The organism is Deltaproteobacteria bacterium, assembly GCA_021737785.1.
GTDB lineage: Bacteria > Desulfobacterota > DSM-4660 > Desulfatiglandales > Desulfatiglandaceae > AUK324.
Map to the genome: position 1 here is coordinate 21288 of JAIPDI010000015.1, position 26177 is coordinate 47464.

The following is a 26177-nucleotide window of genomic DNA, read 5'->3' on the forward strand; positions in this document are numbered from 1 at the left end:
TCATGTCCATTAAAGAAAACAAGGCATCCGAAGTACATAACCACTTCTCAAGATGCCTCATAAAATCTTCACTTACCGAATCAACGCACTTGGGTATCGTGTTTTATAAGGAATTGATTTAAGGGTAATCGTCAATATGCTTCAGGGTCTCTTCTCCGGCCGGCCCAGCCGGGCCGTCTTCCTAAGCGTCCGGCAATGCGTGTCTTTGCCGAACGGCGATTCAACCGGATGCGTTCTCCCAAGCCCCGGCCTTGTGATGTCAGGCGACCGGATTGGAAAATTTTGTCTTTATAAACAATAACGTGATGAAATGCAAGCAAAAAATGACGGCATGCCCGATTCAATGCCTCCCGGCCCTCCCCGGGGCCATGGGATTTACAGAAATCCGGTTCCTAACGATTGAAAACCATTTGAAAAACGTCTTGTAAAAGGCTAAGCTTGTCCCAGATTCACAGGTACCGACTTCATCGGCCTATCTATCCGTACCGCCCCTCGCCATGAGAATCGTCCAGGGGCAGTTATCGGATTTCGGTTTGAAGTTTGTTCCTGATAACCATTGGACGGATAACCGGGAACCAGCCCCTATTTTCATCTCAGGAGGTGAAGAACTCTTCTTCGTCATGAACACTAACATCCTGTCTCATGATTTTCAGCCGTCTTGCGCCAGGCCTATGCGTCCTCAGGATTGATCCTAATGCAACATATTCGGTACATTCTTTTTTTGATAATTTTCTGCAGCCTCTTTTTCTCTATAGGACCATCGGCCGCCAGAACAGCAACAGATGAAACGGGCCGGCGAGTCATTGTGCCGGATGATCCCAGACGCATCGTTTCCTTTGCCCCCAGCATCACGGAGATCATATTTGCAGTGGGCAGGGAGGATCGGTTAAAGGGGGTAAGCCGGTTTAGCGATTTCCCCCCAGAGGCCACCCGACTTCCCTCTGTCGGATCCTATATCCGCCTGGACCTGGAAAAAATCGTGGCCTTAAGACCTGATCTCTGTTTTGCCACCAAGGACGGCAATCCGAAGGATGTGGTCGCTCGGCTGAGCGCCCTCGGCATACCCGTTTATGCGGTGCACCCGAAGGATCTGGAATCGGTCATGAGAACCATTCGCCGCATAGGGGACCTCCTCAACGCCGGCCCAAAGGCAGACGCCGTTATCCAGCAGATGCAATCCAGGATCAGCCATGTCACATCAGTGGTCTCAAAGGCCTCCCGCCGGCCGGGGGTCTTCTTTCAAATAGGGATCTCCCCCATTGTCTCCGTGGGGGAATCGACCTTTATCAATGAACTGATAGAGCTCGCAGGCGGGATAAATCTTGCAAAGGGCCCTACCCCGTACCCGCGATTCAGCCACGAACAGGTCCTGGCCCTAGCGCCGGACGTGCTCATCATTACCTCCATGGCGCGGGGAGGCAGATTTGAGGCGGTCAAGAGGGAGTGGGGCAGGTGGCCCTCCATCCCTGCCGTACGAAACCATCGCATCCTGACGGTGGACTCCAATCTCTTTGACCGGCCCAGTCCCCGGCTGGTTGACGCCCTTGAAATCCTTGCCCGGCTCATCCACCCCGGACTTTTCGAGGGAGAGAAGTGAGTAAAGGAGCCGAGCCCAAAGGATCCATATCCGTACGAATGGACCTGGAAAGACCTCTCCTCCTGAGACGCCTTTCCAGGGTATCCCTGTTGCTGCTCTGTCTCATGATCGCAGCCGTATTCTTCGGGATCTCCATCGGATCGACCGGTACCGGCATCAGCGAAAGCCTGGCGACCCTGTTTGACGGAAAGAATACAGACGCCATGCGCCATACCATTGTCTGGGAGATACGGTTCCCCCGCGTCCTCCTGGCGATCCTGGTAGGCGCCACCCTTTCCCTGGGGGGGCTGGTCTTTCAGGCTCTCCTCCGGAACCCCCTGGCCGAGCCCTATATCCTGGGGGTTTCCAGTGGAGCTGGGATCGGCGCCATCATCGGTATTCTCGCAGGACTTCCCCGCTTTCCCGGGGTAGGCGCAACGGCCTTCGCAGGAAGTATGGGAACCCTCCTCCTCCTCTTCGTCATGTCTTCAGGCCAGACCATGTTGAAAAAGGATACCCTCCTCCTCTCCGGGGTGATGGTCAATGCCTTCTGTGCCGCACTGATCATGTTTCTGATGTCCATTACACAGGATTCCCGGCTCCACAATATTATCTTCTGGCTCATGGGAGATCTCTCCACAGCGGATCTTTACCAGGTCGGCATACTCGCAGGGCTGCTGGTCCCGGGCTTTATCCTCCTTTTCTGCCTGTCAAACGCCATGAATCTCTTACTCATGGGGAGAGAACTGGCCCAGACCATGGGCCTCAACATCAAGGCTGCGACCGTCACCCTTCTCGTAGCGACCTCGTTTATGGTCAGTTTGACGGTTTCGTATTGTGGTCCCATCGGGTTTGTAGGGCTGGTGATGCCGCACGTGCTCAGGCTCGCCGTTGGCCCGGATCACAGGGTCCTCGTGCCCGCGTGCATATTGGGCGGGGGCACGTATATGGTTCTGTGCGATCTTCTGGCAAGGACCCTTCCCGACCAGGGGGAGATGCCTGCAGGCGTGATCACCGCCATGATCGGTGTACCGCTGTTTATCATCCTGTTAAAAAAAACCAGACGATGAAAGACGCCGTACATACCAAACAACTGGAATATTCCTACGGGGACCTCCGCGTGCTCAAGGATCTCTCCTTTTCCGTCCACCAGGGCGATTTTTTCATCATCATCGGACCCAACGGCTCTGGAAAGACCACCCTTTTGAAATGTATTTCAGGGATTCTACGACCCAGGGCAGGCAGCCTGGAGATCTCAGGCGTCCCGGTCCATGCCTACTCCCGGAAATCCCTGGCACGTTCCATTGCCCTGGTGCCCCAGACAGCGCCGGTCGATTTTCCCTTCACAGTGACCGAGGTAGTCCTCATGGGCCGGTCCCCCCATCTGGGCATATTGGGGGTGGAACATGAAAAGGACCTCTCCATCGCACACCGGGCCATGGAGTTTACCGGCGTGGCATCCCTGGCCCGCCGGAAACTGGATCAGTTGAGCGGGGGTGAACGTCAGAGGGTCATGATTGCCAGGGCCATATGTCAGGACCCCGAGATTATTCTCCTGGATGAACCCACCGCTTCCCTCGATCTTGCACATCAGGTCAGGGTCATGGACCTGATGGAAAGGCTGAGAGATGAGAAGAAGCTGACCATCCTGATGGTATCCCACGACATCAATCTTGCCGCCCTGTACGGCAACCGGTTGATGCTCCTGAAAGAAGGGCGAATCCTGAGCCTCGGTCATCCGTCCGAGGTCCTGACTTTCCAGTCCCTCGAAGAGGCCTATGGATGCCCCCTCCTGGTGGACAAGAGCCCGTTAGGGAATTTTCAGAGAGTTACGGTGGTTCCCCAAAAATTCATCGATCCGGGCATCAGGAGAGTCATCTGGAGGCCCTGATTCCCCACCCGCATTCAGGCCCTCCAACAGCACCTTTTCTTCCCTCCCCATCCTGCAAAAGTCGATGGGAGGGCGATCTCAACATCCGATGGGGTCTGCCCGCAGGCCCTGCACCGCCGCATGGAAACGGCATCCATCCCCTCTACGGCCCGGGTGTTTCAACAACGCACTCCTTCATAATCTCGGCGGCCCTTTTGTATACATCCGAAAAGGTTAACAGCCCCACGATTTCATCTCCCCTAAGAACCACAAGCGCATCGTGACGATTCATCACAAACAGATGAAAACACTTGACCAGGGTGTCATCTACACTGACGCGCTGTCCTTCGGGGGGAGGCTTGATAAAATTTTTTATTCGGAGGCCTCCGGCCTTGCGACACAGATCCTCGAATGGATTTCCCCAAAGCTGGTAATCATCCTGCATGGACTTCCAGATATAATCGAGCCCGAAGCGGCTGAGGATCTTCTGGGTATCCATCCTGTTATAGTTGGTTTCCAGCCCCCGAAGGAGATCGATGGGCGAAAGCTTTCCCATGATCTTTCCCTCTTCATCCTCAACCAGGAGGATTCTCTGCTCGGATTCTCCGGACAGATATTTCTTCTGGGCACTCTCCAAGGCCATCAGCGCTTCATAAAAAGTGGCATTGCAGGATATCCTTGGAAATCTCTCCCTCGGGATCACAAGATCACGCACTTTCATGTTTTCCATGATAATGTCACTCCTTTACAACCCATATTATCCGGATGGTGTCGGGCCACCGACTCAAATGCGGCGGCCGCGCAATGCACACCCATTGCCCGAATCAGTGATCAAAAAATCTTTCTATGCCGTCGCGGCCATGGGACGCACCGATAGGACAGGGCATTGGGCCTGGCGGATCACGCGATCCGTGGTCGAACCGACCAGCAATGTCTCAACCAGACGGTGTCCCCTGATCCCCAAAACGATTAGATCCATATGGTTAATCAAAGCATACTGAATGAGCTCCTCGTGGGGCTGGCCGGCCAGCAGGGCCGTTGTATGCCGGCACCAGTGACTGGCCTCTTCAGGGATCATCTTGTTGAGCATGGCATCCAGGGGCTCCCGGATGCTCTCCCGGAGGTCTTCCGATGGTTTCACATCCTGTTTGAACAGCTGTTTATAGATGGGCGGCTCAATCACGTGTACCAGATGAAGTTCGGATTGAAATTCCTGGGCAAGGCTGAGCGCGTATTCAAAGGCCAGGAGGGAATCCGCTGAAAAGTCGCATCCTACAAGGATCTTGTTCATCCGGATCTCCTGATCGGAAAGGGATCCGACCACTGTTTCCGGACTTCGAATCGACATCAACGGGCAGGGAAGGGTCTTTATAAGCCGCTCAGTCACAGATCCTAAAATCATCCGTTTCAACCCGGACCGTCCGTGGGTTGCGGCAATGGCCAGATCGACATGCTTTTCTTTGGCAATACGGGTAATGTCGTCCACTGGATGGCCCTCGAGGACAAGCTGTTCCACATCCAGTGCCGGCTCCCCTATGAGTTGATTCAGTTGCTCCTGTGCGTATTCTGTAAGGGCCTTCTGCTGGTCCACCCACTGTACCACCGCCTCATCATATGCAGCGACCGGGGTGATATCCACCACATGACAGACATAGAGCTTTGCATTGAATTCCTTGGCCAATCGAATGGCATATGGGATAGCGTAATTGGAAAAATCCGAAAAGTCTGTGGTGCACAAAATTTTTTTCAATTTAATTCTCATAAGAAGAATCCTCCTTTCCTGACTCTGTCCCCCTATCGCCCCCGAGGCCTGCAGTGCGATCCACCGAGACAATTTACATTATGAACTCTCTTCCCAAATACCCGAAGAACAGAAGATTGGATCCAAGCCTCATTATAACGCAAGGTGAATGCCAAACATCCTCACTCAATAGCTTTCCGTGCAACAATCCTGAACCATGACAAAAAACTACAGATCTGTCTGATGAGACAAGATACCCATAAGCATTTCCAATCAATCACCAACCACGCCCATAGGACATGGTATGATGAAACCCCCATAACCCATAAGGGGGGCATTGTTGCAAAGAAAGCCCTCAGAGTTTGACTCGCAGAGGTCTATGGGCAATCGAATGGGCATGCTTTTTTTGGGGCTTGCCATAACGGCATCTCCTTTTGCTATCACCTTTGGTTCCATATAATGATACCTCATGGACCATTGAATTGCGCTTGTCAAGAAGATTGTCCGCCCCCAACCCGAATTCTGAAAAGACCCTCCCCCTTTCTCGATGGTGCCGGTTCAATCCGACCGAGCAGCGGCAATCAACGAGTTTTAAGACAGTACAAAAGTTGTTCGACCCTCGAAATCTCAGGTCAGCGCCTTTGGCTTTAATATGACCCTCGCTCCGTGACCCCAAAAATTGGTGTGGCACGATGGTTTCCATGACACAGTACCTATTCGTGGCATTCGCATGATTTGTGTTAGAATTTTTATTTTTACGACAATTGGGATTGACGCGAGCATGCAAGCCTTGTATAGTTTATTGTTCATAGGTTTGGGGCGCGGTCCAAAAGCGACTTGGATCGAATGATGCCATGAAGGCATCAGCTCTACGAATGAGATACATATTTTCGCTAATCAAAGCCACGAAGGCTGGGGCATCAAAGGAAACCCGGTATTCGTGGCTTTTTTTGTTTGGATCTATCCGTGCTTTGGTTTTGATATCATCTTTGCGGCGCGCACAGATATCCTTATGCAACCATAAATGAGCCTACAGGATATCCGCCTTGAGGTGACGGCTCATGGAGCACTTGTGGGGGACACGCTATGCCCATCAGGCTTCAACATCGTCTTTCGGTCGAGTTCGGGAGGTTGTCAAAAACACATGACGAGAGAGATGAATGCTCTTTAAAATGCGCTTTTTCCTTAACATAACGGTACTGGGACTAAGTGCCCTCTTCGGGGCGGGGCTCGGGCAGTCGATGGCCGCGGAGGATTCCCCCTCGGCCGTCAAGCAGACATCGGAGCAAACGGTTGCCGTTGATGTGGAGACCCAGAAGGCCGTGGATGCATGGGCATCGGAAGAAAAGAAACTCCTCGAAAAGATCGACCGAACGGAGCGTGCCCTCAAACGGGTGGTTTGGGAGAGGAAAAAAACCGCGGAATATCTTGAAACCCTGCAAGACAAGACGGTCCAGCTGAGGGAAAAGGCCGAGGAGATGCAGCGGATCAATGCGGAACTCCTCCCGATCCTGGACCAGGGGCTGGAAAAGCTGTCTGCACAGGTGGAAAGCGATCTCCCGTTTGACAAGACCCGACGTCTTCAGCAGATTACGGATGCAGGTCAGATCCTCAACGACTACGATGCCGGCCTCCTGGTCAAAACCCGTACCCTGTTCGATGCGGTGGCCCGGGAGGTGGATTTCGGCTATTCGGTGGACATCGACGAGACCGAGATAGACATCGAGGGACGATCCACCCGGGTCAAGGTCCTGAGGGTGGGACGGGTAGGGCTCTATGCCATGAGCATGGACAATGAAAAGGCCTATATCTGGGATGCCGGCCAGAACAGATACCTCCCGGTGGAGGACGGGGTCCGGGAGATCGACGAGGCGGTCCAGATAGTGGAACGGATCCGCATCATCGAACTGACCCGGCTCCCCATGGGAAGTCCCGGCCCCCCGGTCAAGGGTGAAGAGGGACGCCATGAATAGGCCGTTGTGGATACTGCTGCTTATCCTTGGCCTCTCTGCCGAGGCATGGGCCCAACGCCCCTTTGAAGAGGTCGCCCGGGATATCCAGGCCGACTATCGGGACGCGCGCAAGGAACAAAGGCTGACGCTTGAGGAAATCACATCCCGTCGCAAGGCCCTTCAGAAGAAATTGGCCGATCTGGAGGCCAGTCTCGAAGCCGCCTCCGGGACCCTTGCAGCAGACAGAGAGCGACTCACCCAATTGACTCAAGAGCGCGATCAGATCACCCAGGAGGTCTCCCTGAGGCTGGCGGACAACAAGGAACTGGGCATCCTGTTCATCACCCATGCCCGCAATTTCCTGGCCCTGGTCGAAAGGAGCCCCTACAGCGCCGAGCGGCCCGCCCGTCTGGAGACCCTGCGGAAATTTGTGGATCCGGGACGGCTCTTCGGGTTGAACGACCTCAAGGCCCTCCTCGACATGGCCTTCGAGGATATGGCCGCGTCACGCGAAAAGATGATTTATACGGGAAAGATGGTGGATCGCAGGGGAAACGAGACCGAGGGAAGCATCATTCGGCTGGGTCACCTGCCGGCCATGTATTGTGCCCAGGACCAGTGCGGGTATCTCAGCCTGAGCCCGGCCTCGGGCCGTCTCATCATGGGTCCGAGCCCGTCCTGGCGGGTGCGGCGGAATCTCTGCGGCTATTTTGAAGGAAAGACCGCCAGTGTGTATACCGACATCTCGGGGGGGTCGGCCATTCAACAGCTCGCCCACCGCGTCACCCTGATGGATCAGCTCCGGAGCGGGGGCGCGCTGGTGATCCCGATCCTTTTGGTGGGGCTGGTGGCCCTGATCCTCACCATCGAGCGGCTCGTCTTCCTGGGAAAGGTACGCCACAATACGGACGATCTTATGACCCGGGTCACGGAACTGGTGGGCGAAGGCGATATTCTGGGCGCCATAAAGGCCACGAATCCGCATCGACATCGCCCCACCGGCCGGGTGTTGATGGCGGGTCTGCAGCACCGGAGCGACCCGAGCGAGGTCATCGAAAGCGCCATGTCCGAGGCCATGCTGAGGGAGACCCCGCGACTGGAGCGCTTCCTGGGCGGGCTCAAGGTCTGCGCTGCGGTGGCGCCGCTTCTGGGCCTTCTCGGGACAGTCACCGGGATGATCAACACCTTTCAGGTCATTGCCACCCACGGGACCGGCGATCCCCGGTTGATGGCGGGCGGCATCAGCGAGGCCATGGTCACCACCCAGGTGGGACTGGCCGTGGCCATTCCGGTGATGATCGTCGCGGCCTTTCTGGGAAGGCGGGCCCGGAACCTGTCCCAGGACATGGAGGAAAAAGGCCTGGCCCTCATGGGGGCACTCCTCCGGCTGCGGAGCAACAGCGACACTGAGCCAGCGAAGGCAGATTAATAAACCTCTAAACCATTGAACCTCTAAAGCGGGACGTGCCCGCAACCCAAGTTCGTCCCTTAGCTAAAAGCTCAAAGCTGAAAGCGGGCTGGATGAACCTTTGAGCTTTGAGCTTTCAGCTTCGATTCTATCGATGCCATGAAGGACTTTCTTGTTTTTTGAGACAGAAAATCTGGCAATAAGCCACTAATCTCTTGACCCCTTAACCCTTTGCACGGCTACCCTATGGACATCTTCAGCGGTTTTTGGAACCTGGTGGAGACCGGGGGCCCCATCATGATTCCCATCGGGGCGATCTCCCTCTGGATGTGGACGTTGATCGTGCTCAAGGCCGAATGGATCCTGCGGGTAAGACGTAGGCCCCTTCTGGTGAGCGATGCCCTGAAACGTCTGGAGGGACAGGTTCTTCTCAATGAACAGGCGTGCTGTCCCAGGTCCGAGGCACTCAGTTTTTTTATGGAGCGTTACTTCCGGGGAAAGGCCCTTTTGAGCGGAGAAGCGGATCAGCTCTTCTTCGATGTGGCGGTTCGACGTCAGGTCCAGGGGCTCTACCGCCACATCCCGACCATTATGGTCCTTGCGGCCGCGGCCCCGCTCTTAGGGCTGCTCGGTACGGTCAACGGCATGGTGGAGACCTTTCGTGTGATCGGCATGTACGGCATGGGCAATGCCCAGGCCATGGCCTCGGGCATCAAGGAGGCCCTGATCACCACCCAGGCCGGGCTCTTGGTGGCCATTCCGGGCGTACTGGCCGGCCAGGCCATGCGAAAGGAGATCCGCAGGATACATCAGAATGTCCTCGTATTTCAGCAGGCCGTGTCCCAATGGCTTGAAAAGGAGTCGCGGAAATGCTCCGTTTAGGCGGTATCGCTGCGGCAAGAATCCAGGACGAAGACGCCGGCGACGTGGAAATCAATATGATGCCGTTGATCGACATGATCTTCATCCTCCTCATCTTTTTTCTGGTGACGGCCAGTTTTGTTCGGGAATCGGGTGTCGAGGTGAACCGGCCCGAGGCGACCACGGCAGAGAAAAAGGAGGCCGCCGGCATGGTGGCGGGCATCACCGAGGGCGGGCAGATCTTTATAGACGGCGAGCAGGTGGACCTTCGGCGGGTTCGCGGGCTGGTGGAGATCTTTCTGGTTGAAAACGCTCAGGCCGGCGTCATCCTCGACGCGGATGAGGCCTGCCCCACCGGCCGTCTGGTGGCGGTCCTGGATCAGTGCCGGCTGGCCGGTGCAAAGAACATCGCCGTGGCAGCCAGGAGGATGGAGTGACCCAATCCGTTCGAACCGCCGGAAGTCCGCTCCGCCTCTCCTTCCTCCTGGCCGGGGCCGTGGTGATCAGCATGGGGATCTTTGCCCTGGTGCCCCTCCTGTTGCGCCAGACCTCCTGTCAGCCCAATTTTCCAAAGGTTTCCTACGCCCTTCTGATCCCCATTCGGCCGGAAATCCCCCCGGATCTGATGACGTCCGAACCAGACCTGACGCCCCCGCCCGAGGCCTCGGTCCCGCCCGAACCGGAGATGGAGGCAAAACCCCCGGACATCCCCGATATGGAACCCCCCGAGCTGGAACCGCCCGAGCCGAGGGCCGAGATGCCCAGCGAGACCGTGGAGATGCCCCCCTTGGGACCACCAACCCTGGCGTCCCCTGCGCCCGAGCCGCCCGCGCTCCAGACGCCTGTGCTCCATGCCCTTTCCCTGAGTGCCCTCCCGACCCAGTCGAGCCCCATGAACCTGAAGGTGAATCTCAGGGTGGAAAAGGCCCCCTCGCCCGGCGCCGTGGCCCGTGTTCCGGCGCCCCAAAGACCGGGGACCCGGACCCGGTTCGGCCTGGATGAGGTGGATCAGAGGCCGGTCAGCCTTGCCGCGCTCAAGCCCAACTATCCTTACAAGGCCAAACGGATGGGCATCGAGGGATATGTGACGGTTCAGTTCCTGGTGGATCGCAACGGGAGGCCCCAGGATCTCAAGATTGTCGCTGCCGAACCGGAAGGGATTTTTGACGAGAGCGTGCGCAAGACCGTGCCCCGGTGGCGCTTTAAACCCGGCAGGAAGGCCGGCCGGCCGGTGGACACCTGGGTGGAAATGACCATTCGATTTGAGCTGGGGCAGGATGACTAAGCTCCGACTACTCCTCCTGATCATGGCGTGCATGGCAATCCCATGGGATTCGGCCGATGCCGCGGATCCCGGCCCATGTCCTAAGGGCATCCCCCCCATGTCCGAGGCCCTGCATGACGTGGTCGACCACGCGGAAATTCGGGCGGGGGACGGCGACGCAGCGGGTGCGGCCGCGGTCTTGACAGGCTGGATCGAGGCCCACCCAGGGGAGACCCATCCCTATCCCTATTATGATGCGGGGTATTTTCTTCACCAGGACGGGAAACGGGATGCGGCCCTGGATTGTCTCCAAAAGGCCGTCAGGCTAAACCCCTGTTTCCATGAGGCCTGGCAGCTTTTGGCCGCCCTCTATCAGGAGGCCGGAGAGATGGCGGAGGCCGCAGGGGCCCTGGAAAAGGCCGCGGCCGTCACCCAGGACCCTGAAACGTGGCATCAGACTGCGGTCCTCTGGCTGGACGCCGGACTTCCCCAAAAGGCACTGGCCGTCCTGAAGAAGCTCCATCGCGCCGGACCCAGGCAGGTCGACGGGTATGTGGCCGAGGCCCATGCCCACCAGGACCTCAAGGATCCTGTCAAGGCGGCGGAGGCCATGGCATCGGCCTACGCCATTTCAAAGGACCCCGAACACCTGTATCAGTGCGCTGTCTTCTGGCTGGAGGCAGGGAAACCGGCCAGGGCCTTGCCGCTCCTCAAGGCGTTGACGGACGGTGACGCGCCCGAGTCCCACTGGCTGGTGGCCCTTTCCAATACGCTCAAGGCCCTCAAAAAGAAGGAAGAGACGGCCGAGGCCATGGGACGGGCGGCGGAGCGAGGCAGAGATCCCAATCTCTGGTTTCATGCGGCCTGGCTCTGGCTGGATGCGGACCATCCCAAAAAGGCCCTGGTCATCCTAAAAGAGCTGGCGCAACGGAAAGACCCCCGGGTGGAATGGCTCGTCGCCCTTGCCAACGCCTACATGATCCTGGATCAGACCCGATCCGCGGCCGAGACCATGGACCGGGTTATCCGGAAGGACCCCAAACCGGAATATCTTTATAACGGAGGGGTCCTGTGGCTCCATGCCGAACAGCCTCAAAAGGCCCTGGGGCACCTCCTTGTGCTGTGTAAACGATCCCCGCCAAAGGCCGAGTGGTTTGTGGCCCTGGCCCACGCCTGGCTCTGGCAAAAAGAGCTTGTGAAGGCGGCGACCGCCATGGAGCGGGGAGCGGCCCTGAGCCGCAACCCTGAACACGCCTACCAGGCCGGGCTGATGTGGCTTCAGGCCAAACAGGCCGATCCGGCGATCCGTCTCCTGGTCCCTTTGGGCCGGGAATCCTCGCCCAAGGCAATCTGGCTGGCGGCCCTTTCCAATGCCTGGGCCATGAAGGAAGACTTTGAAAAGGCGGCCCAGGCCATGGAGCAGGCCGCGGGCATCAGCCAGGCGCCGGATCACTTCTATTCGGCCGCGGGGCTCTGGCTCCAGGCCGAGAGGCCTCCAAAGGCCCTCCCCCTCCTGGAGGCCCTGGCCAGGAGGCCCGGTCCGGAGGCCAAATGGCTGACGCTTTTGTCCGAGACCTGGCTTCGCCTGAAAGACGTGCCCCGGGCGGCCCAGGCCATGGAAACGGGGGCTGAGATCACCGGGGAAGGAGAAGACTATTACCGGGCCGGCATGCTCTGGCAGCAGGCCGGCGATATCCGGAAAGGGATCGCACTGTTGGAGATCTCCGTCACAAAGGCGCCGGTGGAACAGAAATGGCGGGTGGCCCTGGCCCAGGCCCTGGTCGATGCAGACCAGGAAAAGGAGGCCCTCGTTGTCATGAACCGAACCACCCTGACCGACCCGAAGGCGCCGGCCGCGGTGAGATGCCAGGGGGCCCTTGTCTGGCTGCGCCTCCAGAGGCCCGGTCACGCCCTCCCGGTGCTTAAGGTCCTGTGCGCGTCCGGGACCCCGACCCACGACTGGTTGTCTGCCCTGGTCAAGACCCATGTGGAACTGGATCAGATGCCGGAGGCAGAGATGTCGCTAAAACTCCTCATCGACCTCTATCCGGAGGGCCTTGCCGCGTGGCGGCTGGCGATGTGGGTGGCCCTTCAGCAATCCGATTATCCACGGGCCGCGGCCGCCATGGCCGTGGCCGTCCGTCTGGGTCCCCCGGACCCCGGCCAGATGAAGGAACTGGCGGATCTCTATCATATGGCCGGCGTGCCCGTGAAGGCGGCGGCCGTACTTCAAAAGACCTGGACAGGAGATCCAACCGCTGAGGACTGGGACCGCTTGACCAGCATCTACCTGAGCGGTCATCGCTACGACATGGCCCTGGCATGCGCAAGGTCGTCGGCCCAGGCCCAGGCCACGGCCGATCGCTGGGAGATGGTGGGCGCCATTGCCTTCCGTCTTCGACGATTCGAGGAGAGCTACGATGCCTATTGTCGCAGCGCCGAATTCAGCCCCGAGGCCGACATCCGTCTCAAAGCCGGATATGCAGCATTGAAGCTGGACAGACTGGACGAGGCAGGCCGCCTGTTTAAGGAGGCCATCCGCAGAGCAGGGAACGGGAGCCGAACCGGTGATGAGGCCCATCGGAACCTTGCCTTCATCAAAAGAGTGATGACAACGCATGAAAAAGGCGGCTGACCCTCAACCGGTACCTCGCTCCAGCTTCCATCTCAAGATCGCCTTTTGGCGGCATGCGAGCGTTGCAGCAAAAAATAGGCTGCAAATGCAAGATTGAGTATCAGGCTAAGACCGGCAATGATCCTCAAAGTCTTTGAACCTTGAACAGGATGCGCGATTTCTGTCTCACCGTGGGGCGTATCAGATTTTCCAGCCAATGACTCGGGACTTACCTCCACCGTTGCCTGGCACAGATGACCCATGCCGTCATTGGCAATGATCCGCCAGGTCCCGGGCGTGTCCGGGCAAAAGGCGAACTTTCCGTGCCGGTCGGTCCTGCCGTTCTGATGTTCCACCTTAGGGTCCTTCGGACTGAAAACCAGCACCTGGGCATAGGCCATGGGCTCCCCGTCTGAGTAATAAAAGGCAACGGCCATCAACGTGGCCGCTTCAACGATGCTGTAGTCCGTCCCGTGGGCATCGGCATTTGGCGGACCACTAAACAGGCTGAGGCCGAGAATGAAAACCGACAAAAAGTACTGCGTGCATAGTTTCATCACGGAACCCTGAATACATGAAAAGCCATAAATTGATGATCGCTGATATCCGGTTGTCGCAGACAGAGACCGTGTGCCTTGCCATGCCAGGGTCCCATTACCCTTTTGCACCCGGTTGTTCGGACCGGAGGCGTTCCCATGAGGGGCAGTGAGTTTACCCTGGACGATGAATACCGTCCTCCAGGTCTTCTATCTTCGCCATCACGTGCAACAAAAAAAAGCCGCGACTCCACATCCCCCTTCAGGGACATAGACCTTCGTGGCCTCTTGATTCCTATTCGTTATATTCTTATCGCCGCCCGCCTGACGGCAAGGTGTCTTTCTTGGATTTTCTCCTGAAATCCGGTTTCAATCGGCTTCTGCCGCGATTTGGATGTGTGGTTTCTAATGAAGGCTTTCTAAAAAGTCAAGGTTTTTTCCGCCATCATACCGTTCACAGGTTCCCGGTTCAACGCTCAAAGTTGGAAGGAAAAGCAGAATTGCTCACGCGAAGACTTGTGACGGTTCAAAAAATGTCAATTTTCCTTGACACGAAACGCAGGCTTTGTTATACGCCAGCCTTAATTCAAGGCGCAAAACGAAATTGCGCAGGCCGTTAGCGGTTTCACCGTTCACATAAATTAACGTTCAGGAAATGCAAGCCAAGAAGGCAATGCCGGATCGAATTCCGGAGGTGTCTTCTTGGCTTTTTTTGTGGACGATCAAATCACGAAAGGCGGTGATTGAAGGACTTCAGGCAATGCACGGACACTAAATAAGGTGGGAAGGCAACCCGTCTCCGGCCAAGGATTGAGGGCCGCCTTCCCGGTAGAAGCCCCCCGGATAGAGAGGCGCTCCAGTATATACCTACCACAGCGCACTTCTCCCGTCAATTTCTATTGACCGATTCCCGGGACCATCGGGACATGTCGAACACGTCCCTTGACCATTCGCAATCATACAAGGGAGAAATCATGGAAACACAATCCAGACCGAGCACCGGACTGTTCAAGATCCTGGCCCGCTGGGGGATACTGATCCTCATGCAGGGCCTCCTCATCCTGCCCGGCCATGCGGAAGAAGCGGAAGAGAAGAAGGAAGACTCCCAAGAGGCCGTTCAGCAGAAAGAGGAAAAGGAAGAGGCCAAAAAGGCCGTTAAACTGGAAGATATTACCGTCATGGCCACCCAGCCGGGCGTTGAGATCACCCCGGAAAAGACCATCGTTCGCATGGATGAATTCGTGAAGCCGGGGGACGTCCGGACCCTGACCGACGTCCTCAAGACCATGGGCGGCATCGACGTCATGCGAATCAACCCCATGATGGCAAGCCCGGGCGACGAGGTTTCCATCAGGGGGATGAACGAAGGCCGGCTGGTGGTGGAGATCGACGGGAGACGGATCAATCACAGCGGCTACTACGGCCGGTACATCGTGGACTGGTCCACTTTGAATCTGGACGATATCGAAAGCATCGAGATCATCCGGGGCGGCCATTCGGTGCTCCACCCCTTTGCCATCGGCGGCGTCATCAACATCATCACCAAGAAGGGGAAAAAGACATCCGATCCCAAGCCCACGGTGAGCGCCAAGGCCGGGGTTGGATCCTTCACCACCACCACAGAGTCCCTTTCCATCGACGGCGGTGCCTTGGATTTTGTGGGATACAACTTTTCCGTTAACAACGGTCACACCAACGGCTATTTGAGGAACAACTACCAGGATAATTTGACCCTCAATGGTCATCTCAGCTTTTATCTTCCCCTGGATGCGACCCTTGAACTGGGCATCAAGCATGCGAATGTGAAGTACGGCTTCCCGGTGGTCAACGACCCCTCCCGGTCCGATTATGATCCCAGCTCCCCCAACTTTTACGCCAATGCCGATCAGCTCAGGCATCTCAATTTTCCCCAGTATGCGGCCTATGATCCCCACTGGAAAAAACACACCACCTATCTGGACGGGATCTTCAAGATGCCGGTGGGACCAGGCACCGTCAAGATCCACGGGTATCAGACCAACGGCAGGCGGTGGACCAGCCTCTACGAAAAGTCAGGCAAGTTTGCGTCCGACGTGTTCGCGGACGATCGGACCGAGGGCGTGATCGCAGAGTACCGGGACATCAAGCTCTTCGGTTTCAACAAGGTCACCGTGGGATACGAGTATCAGCATTTGGGTGCACCCTATGACCAGCCCGACCTCTTCGAGGTCAACTCCGCCTATCTTCAAGATGTCATCAGTATCGGGGATCAATGGCGCATCACTCCCGGGGTCCGCTACTACCACGTGGACATGAACACCTACTATTCCCAGTACGGCGAGGGATGGCCGGTGACAGGGAATAAGGAGACGGACGATGGGTTCTATCCCAGTCTGAAGGTGGATTTCCAGGCCACGGACCAAACCGCTCTTTACGCCGCGGTGAGCCGTTCCTACCGGCTCCCCTGCCCTTGAGACTACTACTGGTGGGCGCGGTGCGCGTCCCCGGACAACCCTACGCTGAAACCGGAATCGGCATGGGAATATGAAATTGGCGCCATTCACGATATAGGGCCCTTCAGTGTGAGGGGAGCACTCTACTACTACGACATTCAGGACTTCATCAACGACAACGGCATTACCTCACCCGGAACAGGAATCGGGAGCGACTGTCTTTACAATATCCCTCATTTCAAGCTGTACGGGGGTGAAATCGAGGCGAGCATTCGGCTGGGCCGGTTTCTCGGGACCGTTTCCTATAACTACCAGAACTACACCGCGGAGAGTGCGGGATTTGAGCAGAACTGGACCTATTATCTCCCGGCCCTTCTGCCCCAGAACAAGGTCAAGCTCTTATGCAACTACGAGGTCTGGGAAGGCGGACTGGTTCAGTTCAGTTCCATCTTTGTGGACGAGCGCAAGACACAGCAGCCGGGGACCGAAGACCTGGACTCCTACATCACCTTTGATATCGGATTTCAGCAGGGATTCAAGTGGATGGGTCTCGACTGGATGGCCGAACTCTACTGCAACAACTTTACGGGCGCCAACTACGAGGAACAGGCTGGCTATAAAATGCCCAAGTATGTATCCGGGGTCCTCATGAGCGTCCGATTTTAACCGCCCGATGGGCAGCGAGACTACATCATGACATATAAGAACCATTGGCAAAAAAAAATATTGATCTTGTTCACATGTCTGATCCTGACTGCGGTCGGATGGGTTTCACCGATGACAGCTACCGCCTGGGGAGGCCGGGGGCAACTCTATGTGATCGGGACCGGTCCCGCCGGGCCCCGCATGGCGACCCTTCAGGCCCTCGACACGCTCAAGCGCATGGACGTGATTGTGGCCCCCATTAAGCACGCCAACCTGTTTGCCGAATATGTGGCCGGGAAATCGATTCTGTTCGACCCCTGGACAGACATCTGGGACTACAAGGGGAAGAGCATGTGGAATCTGGACAAGACGGAATTGGCGGCATTTGAGAAAGAACGCCTCAAGGTCCGCGAAGAGCGGGTGGCGAAAATCAAAGGCCTCCTGACCGAGGGAAAGGATGTGGGCCTGATGGACCACGGCAATCCCTGTCTGTACGGACCGAGCCACTGGTACACAGAGCAGTTCGATCCCCAGGAGGTGACCATCATTCCGGGGATGGGGTGCGACGCCGCGGCCATGGCCGCCCTGGGGAAGAGCACCATCCCGGCCCACGACACCCGATTTATTATCCAGACATCCCCCTTTTCCATGATGGAATGGGGCGCCAGGGACCGGCAGGTTCTGAAGGATCTGACCAAATATCCATCCACCATGATCTTCTACATGGCCTTATGGAATCCCGAGGTCCTGTTCTGTGAACTCAAGGCGCATCTGCCCCCGGATATGCCGTGCGCCGTGGTCTTCTGGGCCGGGGACCCCGACAGGGAGCGTATCCTCCGGGGGACCGTGGCCGACATGGCGGAAAGGCTGGCGAAAGAGAGTGAAAAATTCATGGGTCTTGTTTTGGTCGGTCGTTTCCTGAATGGAAAGCCCTACGATGCAGCCATGGAGCAGAGCCTGAAGGAACTGAAAGCATCCCGTCATCCTGTGCGTTCCGAATAACTTTGATAGACAGAAAAAGGAGAAGATACAGATGAAGAGAGGACTTCAGATCGGTTCGATCATGATATTTCTTTCTTGGGGCTCCCTGGCCGGGGCGCATTCATTGTGGTTGAATATGGATGGACACCGGCAGGGCATAGGACAACCAATCACCATCGACATCGGATGGGGGCACAAATTCCCAAGAGATGGAGAGATAAGGGAAGGGATGCTGAAAGAGGTGGTGGCCATCGATGCGGACGGGAAAAAGATCCCGTTGGAGCAGCTCTCCAAAACCGCCTTTCAATTTGTTCCTCAAGCAGAGGGCGTTTATGTGATATGGGCGTCTGTTCACCCGGGCTTTGTCAGCAAAACCACCGAAGGTTACCAGATGGGACCCAAGACCGGCCTCAAGAAGGCGGTCTCCTGTTTCCATTACGACATCCGCACCAAGACCTTCATCTCCGTGGGAGACAGGAGGGATATGCCGGTTCACACCACCGGCGACCCTCTGGAAATCATCCCCCTGAAAGATCTGTTCGGGCTGAAACAGGGCGCAGAGCTACCGGTCAAGATCGTATTTAATGGTAAACCCCTCGTTAAGGCCAAGGTCTCTGCGACCTATGCCGGGTTTTCAGGCAATCCCAACACATTCGCCCATGCAGTGGAAACGGATAAGGACGGCACTGTCCGGATCAACCTCCAGGAAAAGGGGAAATGGATCGTCTCGGTGACCCACGAAATCCCCTACCTTGACACAAAGGAGTGCGACACAAACAAATATAATGTCACCATGACCTTTGATGTGCCATAATGGGGAATACGTATTGTCTTTGTCACCGCTCCGATGCATGCCCTTGGCCTTGAAGGAAGGATGGGGGTTCCGGATCGACATATCAGGAAAGGATAAAAAATGGATATGACGCTCAAACCTGTGGGCGTGGTTCACAGCCCTATCAAGGAACCGAGCCTGGTGGCCCGGACGGGCGATTTGAACTGGGAGGATGAGGCTCCCCCCGCGTCACACGCGGATGACAGGACCTCGGAAATCGTCATCCATCCGGAATACATAGATCTCCTCCACGGAGTGGAGGATTTTTCACACCTCATGGTCCTGTACTGGGCCCACAGGGTGGATGCCGAAGGCCGACGCCTTACCAAGGTCCATCCGATGGGGAGAAAGGACCTCCCCCTGGTCGGCGTATTCGCAACGTGCAGCCCGGCGCGTCCCAATCCCGTTCTGGCCATTGCCGTCAGGCTGCTGGAACGCAATGGCCCCACCCTGCGTGTGAAAGGCCTGGACGCTGTTGATGGGAGTCCTGTTATCGACATCAAGCCCTATCTGCCTTCCTACTATTCCGTCCCGGATGCGAAGCTGTCCGCCTGGATGAAACAGCTCATGGATGAGATGGAACAGGGTTAGCGGAGGCCGGGCGCCGGCTTGTAAAGCGGAGAAATGGATGAAGAAAATTTGCTTATGGGTGGTATGCATCATTCTGTGGGGCCTCAATCCCCTTTCCGGATATGCCGGCACAATACGCGTGATCGACATGACGGGGAGGCAGGTGGTAGTGCCCTTTGATCCGGAAAGGATCATCTGCATCGGTCCTGGGACATTACGCCTGATCGTCTATCTCCAGGCCGAATCCAGGGTCGTGGGCGTGGAGGAGATGGAAAAGATGAACCCCCGCGGTAGACCCTACTGGCTGGCCCATCCCGAGCTGTGGAAACTTCCCCAATGCGGGCCGGGCGGCCCTGTCAGCATCAACAAGAAACCGGACCTGGAGGCGGTCCTCTCTGTGGCCCCCCAGGTAATCTTTGTGACCTACATGAAGGCCCCCCTGGCGGACGAGGTGGAAAAGACCCTGGGCATTCCGGTGGTCGTCTTGAGCTACGGCGCCTTCGCCACCTTCGATGAAACCGTCTACCACAGCCTCCGTCTTGCAGGGAAGATACTCAATCGCTCAAAACGTGCGGAGGACGTGATCACCTACGTGGAATCGCAGCGCAAGGACCTGAGACGCCGAACCGCAGATATTTCCCGAGATCGGATACCGACCGTGTATGTCGGCGGCATCGGGTATCGCGGCGCCCACGGCATCGGCAGCACGGAACAGCAGTATGCCCCGGTAGACTGGGTCCATGCACAAAACGCGGCGGAACATCTCAAGCCCAGTGCCGGCAGCCATGTGTTTGTGGACAAGGAGATGCTTCTGAAAATAGATCCGGACATCATCTTCATCGACGGCGGCGGACTGACCCTGGTGGCAACCGACTACCATAAGAACCCGTCTTACTATCAGGCACTCAAGGCATTCTCCAACCAAAAGGTCTACACCCTTCTCCCCTTCAACTGGTATACCACCAACATCGGCACGGTTCTGGCCGACGGCTTTGCGGTTGGAAAGCGCCTCTATCCTGAGCGCTTCGAAGATATGGATCTTGAAAAAACAGCCGCCGCGATCTACACATTTCTGGTGGGGAAGCCGGTATACAGGCAGATGAAAAGGGACTACGGTCCTATCGGCGGCAAGGCCCCGTTTTTGAATGGATGATGAAAGACCGAAGAGGATGAAATCAAAGACCCATTTTTTCGATACAAGGGCCGAGAATTGGGAGGAGGCCTGCTACCCGGCCCCGGTGCGCGAACGCCTTCTCGATCTGATCCGCGAATTTGAAATAGGATCGGGAGAACGCATCCTTGACGTGGGCACAGGGCCGGGGGTCCTGCTCCCCTATCTGCGGCAAGGGGTGGGCCCGTCCGGACAGGTCTGCGCCTTTGACCTCTCCATCGACATGATCCGTCAGGCACATGGAAAACCGCACGCACCTCAGGATTTGGTTTTTCAGGCCGATGTCCACAGCATCCCGTTCACAGACAGGGTGTTCGACCGGGTGATCTGCTTTGCGGCGTTTCCGCATTTCGATGATCCCGGACAAGCCCTTCAAGAGATGGGCCGGGTGGTGAAGACCGGGGGAGTCCTCTTTGTTGCCCATCTGATGAGCCGCAAAGAGCTTGCCGCGCACCACGGGTCGCACGCCACCGTGGCCCGGGATGTGCTGCCGGCCGACCCTGAGATGAAGGCCCTTTTTCTTCAAGCAGGGCTCTCGCAGCCCGACATCGTGGACATCCCCGGTCAATACATGGCCAGAAGTTTCAAGAACAGGTCAGGGAGATAAAATCAGGGAACAAAGGTATTCGGTCTGATCCATTTGAAGGAGGAGGCGCCATGGCAAAGGACAAGCATCCCGTGACACAGGCTATCCGTGTGCTGAAAGAGAGCGGCATCCCCTACACCCTTCATCCATACGATTATGAAGAAAAAGGAGGGACAAAAAGGGCCGCGCAAGAACTGAAGGTGGATGAGCATCAGGTGATTAAGACGCTCGTTATGGAAGATGAATATAAGGAGCCTGTGGTGGTGCTCATGCACGGCGACAGGGAGGTCTCCACCAAGGCGTTTGCCAGGGCCCTCAAGGCCAAGACCGTCAGGCCCTGCGATCCCGAGGTGGCGCACAGGCATACCGGTTATTTTGTGGGCGGGACCTCGCCCCTGGGTCTGAAGAAACCTCTCAAGATCTATTTCGAGGCATCCATCGCAGACCTCCCTTTTATCTTTATCAATGCAGGGAGAAAAGGGCTGCTGGCACGCCTGTCTCCGCACGATCTGATCAAGCTGATAGAAGCCGAACCGGTGGACGTGGCGATCTGATTTCGCGATTCTGCCCTGGCTTACCCCCCTTAGCACTCACCAGAAATGCATTCTCACCCCCCGGACCCAGGCCGGCCGTCAGCGGCGATTGCCTCTTGATCCGTTGAGTATCCCGGACCCCCTCAAATAGTTACACGCAGTGCTCAAATCATATTTGATAAAAAAGAGGAAACCCGCTATAATGAAGCGTCATTCATTTTGGAGGAATTCTTTATGCTGGGATTTGAACGCATTACCTTTAACCCCGATATCATGGGAGGACGTGCTTGTATCCGAAACATGAACATCAGCGTCTCCTTGATCGTCAACCTGATCGCTAACGGCATCACCTTTGCTGAAGTTCTGCAGGCCTATCCCTATCTGGAGGAAGATGACCTTCAACAGTCTCTTCAATATGTCGCCTGGCTGGCGGACGAATTCGTGTATCCGATGGAAGCCGTCGCTGTATGAGGTTTCTCGATATTAATGGTATTTCCATAGACAGGCGGTCAGGCTTCGGAAAAATCTATAGAAAGAAGAGGGCTATTGTCCCTGACTGACAAGGCGCTAAATCGTGATGACCTTATCCGCCAGTTGCATGGCCGTGACGATGTCGAGCATATTGGTGGTCTCTCCCACCTCTTTTTGATCCAGCAGGTTGAAATGGGTCAGACAGGTGCCGCAGACCAGGATATAGATCCCAGCCTTCTCGTGTTCCTGGATAATGGGGAGTACCTCCGACCCCTTTATGGTCATCTTGACCCCGTTATTGACGAACACCAGTCTCCATAGATCTTCGCCCATTTCCTTCAGGGTCTTGAGAAAGCTGATCATGAGCTTTTGGCCGAGCACATCGTCTCCGTGGCCCATGCAGTCGTTGGTCACCATGACCATGATCTTGCGATGCGCGTCTCCCTTCTTTTCATCCACGGGCATCTCCGGCGCCGGGCTGTCGCCCACCGTGCCGATGATGTGAAATTCGTTTCCCGCCTCCTGGATGGAAACCTCCAGCTTCTGGCTTGCCATAAACCGGGCCACGTTCTGCTTGGAGGCCTCATTATCCACCACCACCTTGATGACCTGGGGGTGGTCTCTTTCAAGGGCTTCTTTTGTCTGCAAGACCGGGGCAGGACAGGCAAGCCCGCGGCAATCGATTTCTTTCATCGTTTTTCTATCCTTGGCTTCAAGTGCCTAATGTTGACGGTCTCGTAAAAAGTCACGAAACACCATTTCCTGTCATTCCGGCGAAAGCCGGAATCCAGTCCCGCGGCGGGATTCAACGGGGTGACCACCTTTTACGAATGCTTCAAGGTTAAAGAAAGGTTCTCTCCTTTTAATCAACGATAATCCGTTCTCTAGGTTCGGCGATGACCCCTCCGATAACGGCGGCCTCTTCTATCCCTTTGTCTTTTAATTCAGCCACCAGATCGCCGGCCCGGTCAGGGTCCACGCCGATCAGGAGTCCCCCGGATGTCTGGGGATCGAAAAGAATATCCTGTATAAGGCGGTCCACAGAAGGGGCAAAATCGACCATGCATTCGCGGAATTGCCGGTTGTTGTAGGCCCCTGCCGGGACCAGGCCCATGCCCGCATATTCCATGGCCTCAGGGAGAATCGGAATGTCCCGGCTCATGAGTCTTATCCCGAACGGCATTTCGCAAACCATCTCAGCCATATGTCCCAGAAGGCCGAACCCGGTAATATCGGTGCACCCATGGACCGGATATTGACTCATGACCTCTGCCGCATCCCGGTTGAGCGTCGCCATCAATCGGGTCACCCGTTCGATGATCTCATCAGAGGCCATACCCCCCTTGATGGCCGTATTGACGATCCCGGTGCCCAGGGGCTTGGTCAGGATAAGTCGATCCCCGGCCCTGAGATCCTTTTTTCTGAGGATGCGATCCGGGTGAATAAATCCGGTTACGGACAACCCGTATTTCAGTTCTTTGTCTTCTATACTGTGCCCCCCCACCAGCACCACCCCGGCCTCGCGCATCTTGTCCAGGCCCCCCTGGATGATCTGCCGGAGGACGGCGATATCCATATCCTTGAGGGGAAAGGCCACCAGATTCATGGCCGTCTTGGGGACCCCCCCCATGGCATAGACGTCGCTCAAGGCATTGGCCGCGGCGATCTGCCCGAACCAGTAGGGATCATCCACAATGGGGGTAAAAAAATCCACGGTCTGGATCAGGGCGATATCATCCGTCACCTTGTAAACGCCGGCATCGTCCGCACGCTCAAGCCCCACGAGCACGTTTTCGTCCGTCGGAAACGTCATCCCGCACAAGGCCCGATCCAGGTCCCCTGGAGGCAATTTCGAGGCTCACCCGGACCCGGCGACCGTTTCTGTAAGACGTAGCGCCTTCTTCTCAGCCACTCTTTTTCCCTTTCATCCTATACTTCCTTTTTGTCCTTTTCGTCACTTTGGTCACTTCATTCGAAACGGCCTGTACCCCTTCGGCACATATCTTCTCTCAACAGGTCCCAGCCGATGACCCATCAGAGTGGAGCGGTTTGAATAGTTTAGGATCATGAGCATCAGTTCCTCACCGCGAAGGAGACCCAGGCACCCGCCTGCCGCGCTGATTTCATCAAAGGCCGTCACTGCGTCCCGCCGAATATTCGGACCCGCAAAACATACCGGCACAGGCTCACCTGAGTGAATCAGCAAAGACGAGCTGGGAGTCGAGTGATCGGACGTGACCACCACCAGGAGGTCGTCCCGCTGTTCCACGGCCTCTACCAGTTCATCCAGTCCACGGTCCAGGCTGTCGATGACATCCCGTTTGTGAACCGGATCTTTGGTGTGGGCCGCCTTGTCCGGGGCCTTGGTGTGAACGTGAATGAAGTCGTGGGCCGTGTCTGACAAGGCCATACGGATGCGCCCCCTCAGGTCTGCACCAGGGTCTTTTCCGTCCGCGACCTTCATGGGGGTAAGGCCCAGTTCCCGGGCAAGACCCAGATATATAGACCCCGAGGCGATCATCATCCCCTTGAGGCACCACTTATCATGGAACGGCTCCTGGACGATGCGGCGACCCGCCCGCTGGGTGGCCAGGAAATTAGCCGCTGGAAGCCCTTCTTTCAGACGGTCGCGGTTTACCTCATGCCGCGCGAGGATCGTATGACAATGGGCCAGATACCGGTTCAGGGCACGGGCGGTCTGCTCAGCCTTTTGAGGTTCGGGATTTCCAGCCATCGGGACCACCTCGGCCAGGGGAGTCCCGATCATCATGGTATCGCAATCAGAAATATGCGGGGAAACCGATCCGTTGATCACAAGGATGGCGTCATTGGGGCCTGTCCGGTGGAGATTGAATCGGATATCCTCCGACATATATGGGGTAATGGCCGAATAGAGCGCTCCTATTTCCGCATCATCCCCTTTGATGTCCGCCCTGCTCTTTAAAAGGATCGGCAGGTCCCCTTGCCAGGTTATCCCCGAAAGATGGGCCAGTGACAAGACTTCGTCGTCTTGAAATGGAACGTCATACCCCACCGCCTCAAGGAGGCCGCGGCCTGGGAACCGTTCCATTTCATAACCAAAGAGGAGGTAATGGGCCGTCTCGCTGGGAAAGCATTGTCCCACCCATGCGGCATGAAAGAGCCCGTTGCTCCCCATCCGGGCCAGTCGGTCCAGGTTGGGCGTATGCGCGGCCTGCAAAGGGGTGCGATTTCCGAGCGCCCCGTACGATCGGTCGCCGAGTCCGTCTAAGAGGAGGAGCAACATCTTCATGCCCAATCTCTCATGCCCTTCCCAGTGACACAGAGGCAGCAGGGGACAAAGGGATTTCCGTCTCTGAACGGCGCGCATCCCCAGGCGTCAAAAAGGTCTCGATGATCTCCTTTGTCTTCAGCAATCCCACGGGCTCCTTGATCTCTATCACCCACCATGGGCACCCGATGTCCTGTAGCAGAGCAAGGCGGCCCGCTATCTCTTCCACTGTATCGGGCGGGATATGCCCCTGGCCGGGGACCTCCGTATGATAGAGATGGGCGTTGAAAACCCTGTCCGCGTGAGGGCTGACAAAATCTTCGATGGCGTACTCCTGGCTCCTCACCGATTCGCACACATGGGCATGACCGATATCCAGGGTGACTCCTGCCCCGCTGAGCCGGATCAATTTTTCAAAGAGATTCGGTTTACTGGTCCATCCCCACGCCAGGTTTTCGAGACACAGGGTTACCCTGTGCCCGGCCCCGAACTGGACCAGCCGCCTCAGGTTGTTCAAGGTGGTTTTCCACGAGAGCGGTTCGGTTGAATCAAGCCCCAACCCGATGTGGATGGACAGGTAGCGTCCTCCCACCTTGGAGACCAGGCGGATAATGCGGCGAAAAACAGCATCGGCCTTTGCCGCCAGCGCGGGATCGTCATGGCCCAGATCGATCTGGTAAAAGGGGCAGTGATATCTCACCTCAAAGGGCGCCAGCATGGCCTGCTCTTTGGCCCACTGCGATTCCTGCAAAGGGGTCTCGGGCAACCGATCCAGGTCAAAGGACCAGTCAATCCCTTTAAAACCGTTTTCGATAGCAAATTGCTTTATCTGCCCGACCTCGGGAAAGATATTGCACATGACCAGCTTGGGTTTCATTGACGAT

At 56.6% G+C, this 26177-nt stretch carries 25 protein-coding genes; 18 read left to right on the forward strand and 7 right to left on the reverse strand.

Annotation, left to right across the window (positions count from 1 at the left end; genetic code table 11):
• Positions 1 to 694: 694 nt before the first annotated feature.
• The 3 genes from K9N21_09230 to K9N21_09240 are packed head-to-tail and all read left to right on the forward strand — an operon-like array spanning position 695 to position 3467.
• Positions 695 to 1597, forward strand: a complete 903-nt coding sequence (locus K9N21_09230; protein ID MCF8144088.1) for a cobalamin-binding protein — start codon at positions 695 to 697, stop codon at positions 1595 to 1597.
• A 38-nt stretch (positions 1598 to 1635) separates the two neighbouring features.
• The gene (locus K9N21_09235) at positions 1636 to 2646 is read left to right on the forward strand and encodes an iron ABC transporter permease (protein ID MCF8144089.1); all 1011 of its coding nucleotides are present in this window, start codon (positions 1636 to 1638) and stop codon (positions 2644 to 2646) included.
• A complete protein-coding gene (locus tag K9N21_09240) occupies positions 2643 to 3467 on the forward strand; it encodes an ABC transporter ATP-binding protein (protein ID MCF8144090.1) in 825 nt (274 codons plus the stop codon). The genes K9N21_09235 and K9N21_09240 overlap by 4 nt, the downstream gene beginning before the upstream one ends.
• Before the next feature lie 142 nt (positions 3468 to 3609).
• Here K9N21_09240 and K9N21_09245 read toward each other — a convergent pair whose 3' ends face one another.
• Together K9N21_09245 and K9N21_09250 are read right to left on the reverse strand one after the other, a co-directional pair.
• Complete coding sequence (locus K9N21_09245) at positions 3610 to 4176, reverse strand: CBS domain-containing protein (protein MCF8144091.1); 567 nt, start codon at positions 4174 to 4176, stop codon at positions 3610 to 3612.
• A 114-nt stretch (positions 4177 to 4290) separates the two neighbouring features.
• Positions 4291 to 5208, reverse strand: a complete 918-nt coding sequence (locus K9N21_09250; GenBank protein MCF8144092.1) for a universal stress protein — start codon at positions 5206 to 5208, stop codon at positions 4291 to 4293.
• Positions 5209 to 6347: 1139 nt separating this feature from the next.
• Between K9N21_09250 and K9N21_09255 the strand changes: the two genes are divergently transcribed.
• From K9N21_09255 to K9N21_09280, 6 genes are all read left to right on the forward strand, one after another.
• Positions 6348 to 7160 (forward strand): DUF3450 domain-containing protein, encoded by an 813-nt coding sequence (locus tag K9N21_09255; protein ID MCF8144093.1) that lies wholly within the window; start codon positions 6348 to 6350, stop codon positions 7158 to 7160.
• Positions 7161 to 7176: 16 nt separating this feature from the next.
• Positions 7177 to 8568, forward strand: a complete 1392-nt coding sequence (locus tag K9N21_09260) for a MotA/TolQ/ExbB proton channel family protein (protein ID MCF8144094.1) — start codon at positions 7177 to 7179, stop codon at positions 8566 to 8568.
• A gap of 225 nt (positions 8569 to 8793) precedes the next feature.
• Entirely contained in the window at positions 8794 to 9429 is a 636-nt protein-coding gene (locus K9N21_09265; GenBank protein MCF8144095.1) for a MotA/TolQ/ExbB proton channel family protein, read from the forward strand.
• Positions 9417 to 9845 carry a biopolymer transporter ExbD gene (locus K9N21_09270; GenBank protein ID MCF8144096.1) on the forward strand — a complete coding sequence of 143 codons (429 nt, stop codon included), beginning with the start codon at positions 9417 to 9419 and terminating at the stop codon, positions 9843 to 9845. Before K9N21_09265 ends, K9N21_09270 begins: the two co-directional genes overlap by 13 nt.
• A complete protein-coding gene (locus tag K9N21_09275) occupies positions 9842 to 10693 on the forward strand; it encodes an energy transducer TonB (GenBank protein ID MCF8144097.1) in 852 nt (283 codons plus the stop codon). The genes K9N21_09270 and K9N21_09275 overlap by 4 nt, the downstream gene beginning before the upstream one ends.
• Positions 10686 to 13307 (forward strand): tetratricopeptide repeat protein, encoded by a 2622-nt coding sequence (locus tag K9N21_09280; GenBank protein MCF8144098.1) that lies wholly within the window; start codon positions 10686 to 10688, stop codon positions 13305 to 13307. Before K9N21_09275 ends, K9N21_09280 begins: the two co-directional genes overlap by 8 nt.
• A 32-nt stretch (positions 13308 to 13339) precedes the next feature.
• Here K9N21_09280 and K9N21_09285 read toward each other — a convergent pair whose 3' ends face one another.
• Complete coding sequence (locus K9N21_09285) at positions 13340 to 13843, reverse strand: DUF4198 domain-containing protein (GenBank protein ID MCF8144099.1); 504 nt, start codon at positions 13841 to 13843, stop codon at positions 13340 to 13342.
• A gap of 953 nt (positions 13844 to 14796) precedes the next feature.
• Between K9N21_09285 and K9N21_09290 the strand changes: the two genes are divergently transcribed.
• The 9 genes from K9N21_09290 to K9N21_09330 all read left to right on the forward strand — a co-directional run bounded on the left by K9N21_09290 (position 14797) and on the right by K9N21_09330 (position 22043).
• The gene (locus K9N21_09290) at positions 14797 to 16275 is read left to right on the forward strand and encodes a TonB-dependent receptor (protein MCF8144100.1); all 1479 of its coding nucleotides are present in this window, start codon (positions 14797 to 14799) and stop codon (positions 16273 to 16275) included.
• Positions 16276 to 16320: 45 nt separating this feature from the next.
• Entirely contained in the window at positions 16321 to 16920 is a 600-nt protein-coding gene (locus tag K9N21_09295; GenBank protein ID MCF8144101.1) for a TonB-dependent receptor, read from the forward strand.
• 27 nt (positions 16921 to 16947) lie between these two features.
• On the forward strand, positions 16948 to 17901 hold the full coding sequence (locus tag K9N21_09300) for a tetrapyrrole methylase (GenBank protein MCF8144102.1): 954 nt from the start codon (positions 16948 to 16950) through the stop codon (positions 17899 to 17901).
• A gap of 31 nt (positions 17902 to 17932) precedes the next feature.
• Complete coding sequence (locus K9N21_09305; protein MCF8144103.1) at positions 17933 to 18694, forward strand: DUF4198 domain-containing protein; 762 nt, start codon at positions 17933 to 17935, stop codon at positions 18692 to 18694.
• Positions 18695 to 18799: 105 nt separating this feature from the next.
• Positions 18800 to 19303, forward strand: a complete 504-nt coding sequence (tsaA, locus tag K9N21_09310; GenBank protein MCF8144104.1) for a tRNA (N6-threonylcarbamoyladenosine(37)-N6)-methyltransferase TrmO — start codon at positions 18800 to 18802, stop codon at positions 19301 to 19303.
• A 37-nt stretch (positions 19304 to 19340) separates the two neighbouring features.
• A complete protein-coding gene (locus K9N21_09315) occupies positions 19341 to 20435 on the forward strand; it encodes an iron ABC transporter substrate-binding protein (GenBank protein ID MCF8144105.1) in 1095 nt (364 codons plus the stop codon).
• 16 nt (positions 20436 to 20451) lie between these two features.
• Positions 20452 to 21060 (forward strand): class I SAM-dependent methyltransferase, encoded by a 609-nt coding sequence (locus tag K9N21_09320; GenBank protein ID MCF8144106.1) that lies wholly within the window; start codon positions 20452 to 20454, stop codon positions 21058 to 21060.
• A gap of 50 nt (positions 21061 to 21110) precedes the next feature.
• Positions 21111 to 21593 (forward strand): Cys-tRNA(Pro) deacylase, encoded by a 483-nt coding sequence (ybaK, locus tag K9N21_09325; GenBank protein MCF8144107.1) that lies wholly within the window; start codon positions 21111 to 21113, stop codon positions 21591 to 21593.
• A 213-nt stretch (positions 21594 to 21806) separates the two neighbouring features.
• A complete protein-coding gene (locus K9N21_09330; GenBank protein ID MCF8144108.1) occupies positions 21807 to 22043 on the forward strand; it encodes a DUF433 domain-containing protein in 237 nt (78 codons plus the stop codon).
• Positions 22044 to 22139: 96 nt separating this feature from the next.
• On the opposite strand, the gene yedF is transcribed toward K9N21_09330, so the two are convergent.
• The 4 genes from yedF to K9N21_09350 form a co-directional block, all read right to left on the reverse strand.
• Positions 22140 to 22736, reverse strand: a complete 597-nt coding sequence (gene yedF, locus K9N21_09335; GenBank protein ID MCF8144109.1) for a sulfurtransferase-like selenium metabolism protein YedF — start codon at positions 22734 to 22736, stop codon at positions 22140 to 22142.
• A 169-nt stretch (positions 22737 to 22905) separates the two neighbouring features.
• Positions 22906 to 23955 carry a selenide, water dikinase SelD gene (gene selD / locus K9N21_09340; GenBank protein ID MCF8144110.1) on the reverse strand — a complete coding sequence of 350 codons (1050 nt, stop codon included), beginning with the start codon at positions 23953 to 23955 and terminating at the stop codon, positions 22906 to 22908.
• Between the two features lie 51 nt (positions 23956 to 24006).
• The gene (locus K9N21_09345) at positions 24007 to 25314 is read right to left on the reverse strand and encodes a phosphoglycerate mutase (protein MCF8144111.1); all 1308 of its coding nucleotides are present in this window, start codon (positions 25312 to 25314) and stop codon (positions 24007 to 24009) included.
• 10 nt (positions 25315 to 25324) lie between these two features.
• Complete coding sequence (locus tag K9N21_09350) at positions 25325 to 26170, reverse strand: sugar phosphate isomerase/epimerase (GenBank protein MCF8144112.1); 846 nt, start codon at positions 26168 to 26170, stop codon at positions 25325 to 25327.
• Positions 26171 to 26177 lie beyond the last annotated feature (7 nt).

Coding starts and splice junctions, on each gene's coding strand:
- K9N21_09230 (MCF8144088.1), top strand. CDS start 695: ATGCAACATATTCGGTACATTCTTTTTTTGATAATTTTCTGCAGCCTC.
- K9N21_09235 (MCF8144089.1), top strand. CDS start 1,636: ATGGACCTGGAAAGACCTCTCCTCCTGAGACGCCTTTCCAGGGTATCC.
- K9N21_09240 (MCF8144090.1), top strand. CDS start 2,643: ATGAAAGACGCCGTACATACCAAACAACTGGAATATTCCTACGGGGAC.
- K9N21_09245 (MCF8144091.1), bottom strand. CDS start 4,176: ATGGAAAACATGAAAGTGCGTGATCTTGTGATCCCGAGGGAGAGATTT.
- K9N21_09250 (MCF8144092.1), bottom strand. CDS start 5,208: ATGAGAATTAAATTGAAAAAAATTTTGTGCACCACAGACTTTTCGGAT.
- K9N21_09255 (MCF8144093.1), top strand. CDS start 6,348: ATGCTCTTTAAAATGCGCTTTTTCCTTAACATAACGGTACTGGGACTA.
- K9N21_09265 (MCF8144095.1), top strand. CDS start 8,794: ATGGACATCTTCAGCGGTTTTTGGAACCTGGTGGAGACCGGGGGCCCC.
- K9N21_09270 (MCF8144096.1), top strand. CDS start 9,417: ATGCTCCGTTTAGGCGGTATCGCTGCGGCAAGAATCCAGGACGAAGAC.
- K9N21_09280 (MCF8144098.1), top strand. CDS start 10,686: ATGACTAAGCTCCGACTACTCCTCCTGATCATGGCGTGCATGGCAATC.
- K9N21_09285 (MCF8144099.1), bottom strand. CDS start 13,843: ATGAAACTATGCACGCAGTACTTTTTGTCGGTTTTCATTCTCGGCCTC.
- K9N21_09290 (MCF8144100.1), top strand. CDS start 14,797: ATGGAAACACAATCCAGACCGAGCACCGGACTGTTCAAGATCCTGGCC.
- K9N21_09300 (MCF8144102.1), top strand. CDS start 16,948: ATGACATATAAGAACCATTGGCAAAAAAAAATATTGATCTTGTTCACA.
- K9N21_09305 (MCF8144103.1), top strand. CDS start 17,933: ATGAAGAGAGGACTTCAGATCGGTTCGATCATGATATTTCTTTCTTGG.
- tsaA (MCF8144104.1), top strand. CDS start 18,800: ATGACGCTCAAACCTGTGGGCGTGGTTCACAGCCCTATCAAGGAACCG.
- K9N21_09315 (MCF8144105.1), top strand. CDS start 19,341: ATGAAGAAAATTTGCTTATGGGTGGTATGCATCATTCTGTGGGGCCTC.
- K9N21_09320 (MCF8144106.1), top strand. CDS start 20,452: ATGAAATCAAAGACCCATTTTTTCGATACAAGGGCCGAGAATTGGGAG.
- ybaK (MCF8144107.1), top strand. CDS start 21,111: ATGGCAAAGGACAAGCATCCCGTGACACAGGCTATCCGTGTGCTGAAA.
- K9N21_09330 (MCF8144108.1), top strand. CDS start 21,807: ATGCTGGGATTTGAACGCATTACCTTTAACCCCGATATCATGGGAGGA.
- yedF (MCF8144109.1), bottom strand. CDS start 22,736: ATGAAAGAAATCGATTGCCGCGGGCTTGCCTGTCCTGCCCCGGTCTTG.
- K9N21_09345 (MCF8144111.1), bottom strand. CDS start 25,314: ATGAAGATGTTGCTCCTCCTCTTAGACGGACTCGGCGACCGATCGTAC.
- K9N21_09350 (MCF8144112.1), bottom strand. CDS start 26,170: ATGAAACCCAAGCTGGTCATGTGCAATATCTTTCCCGAGGTCGGGCAG.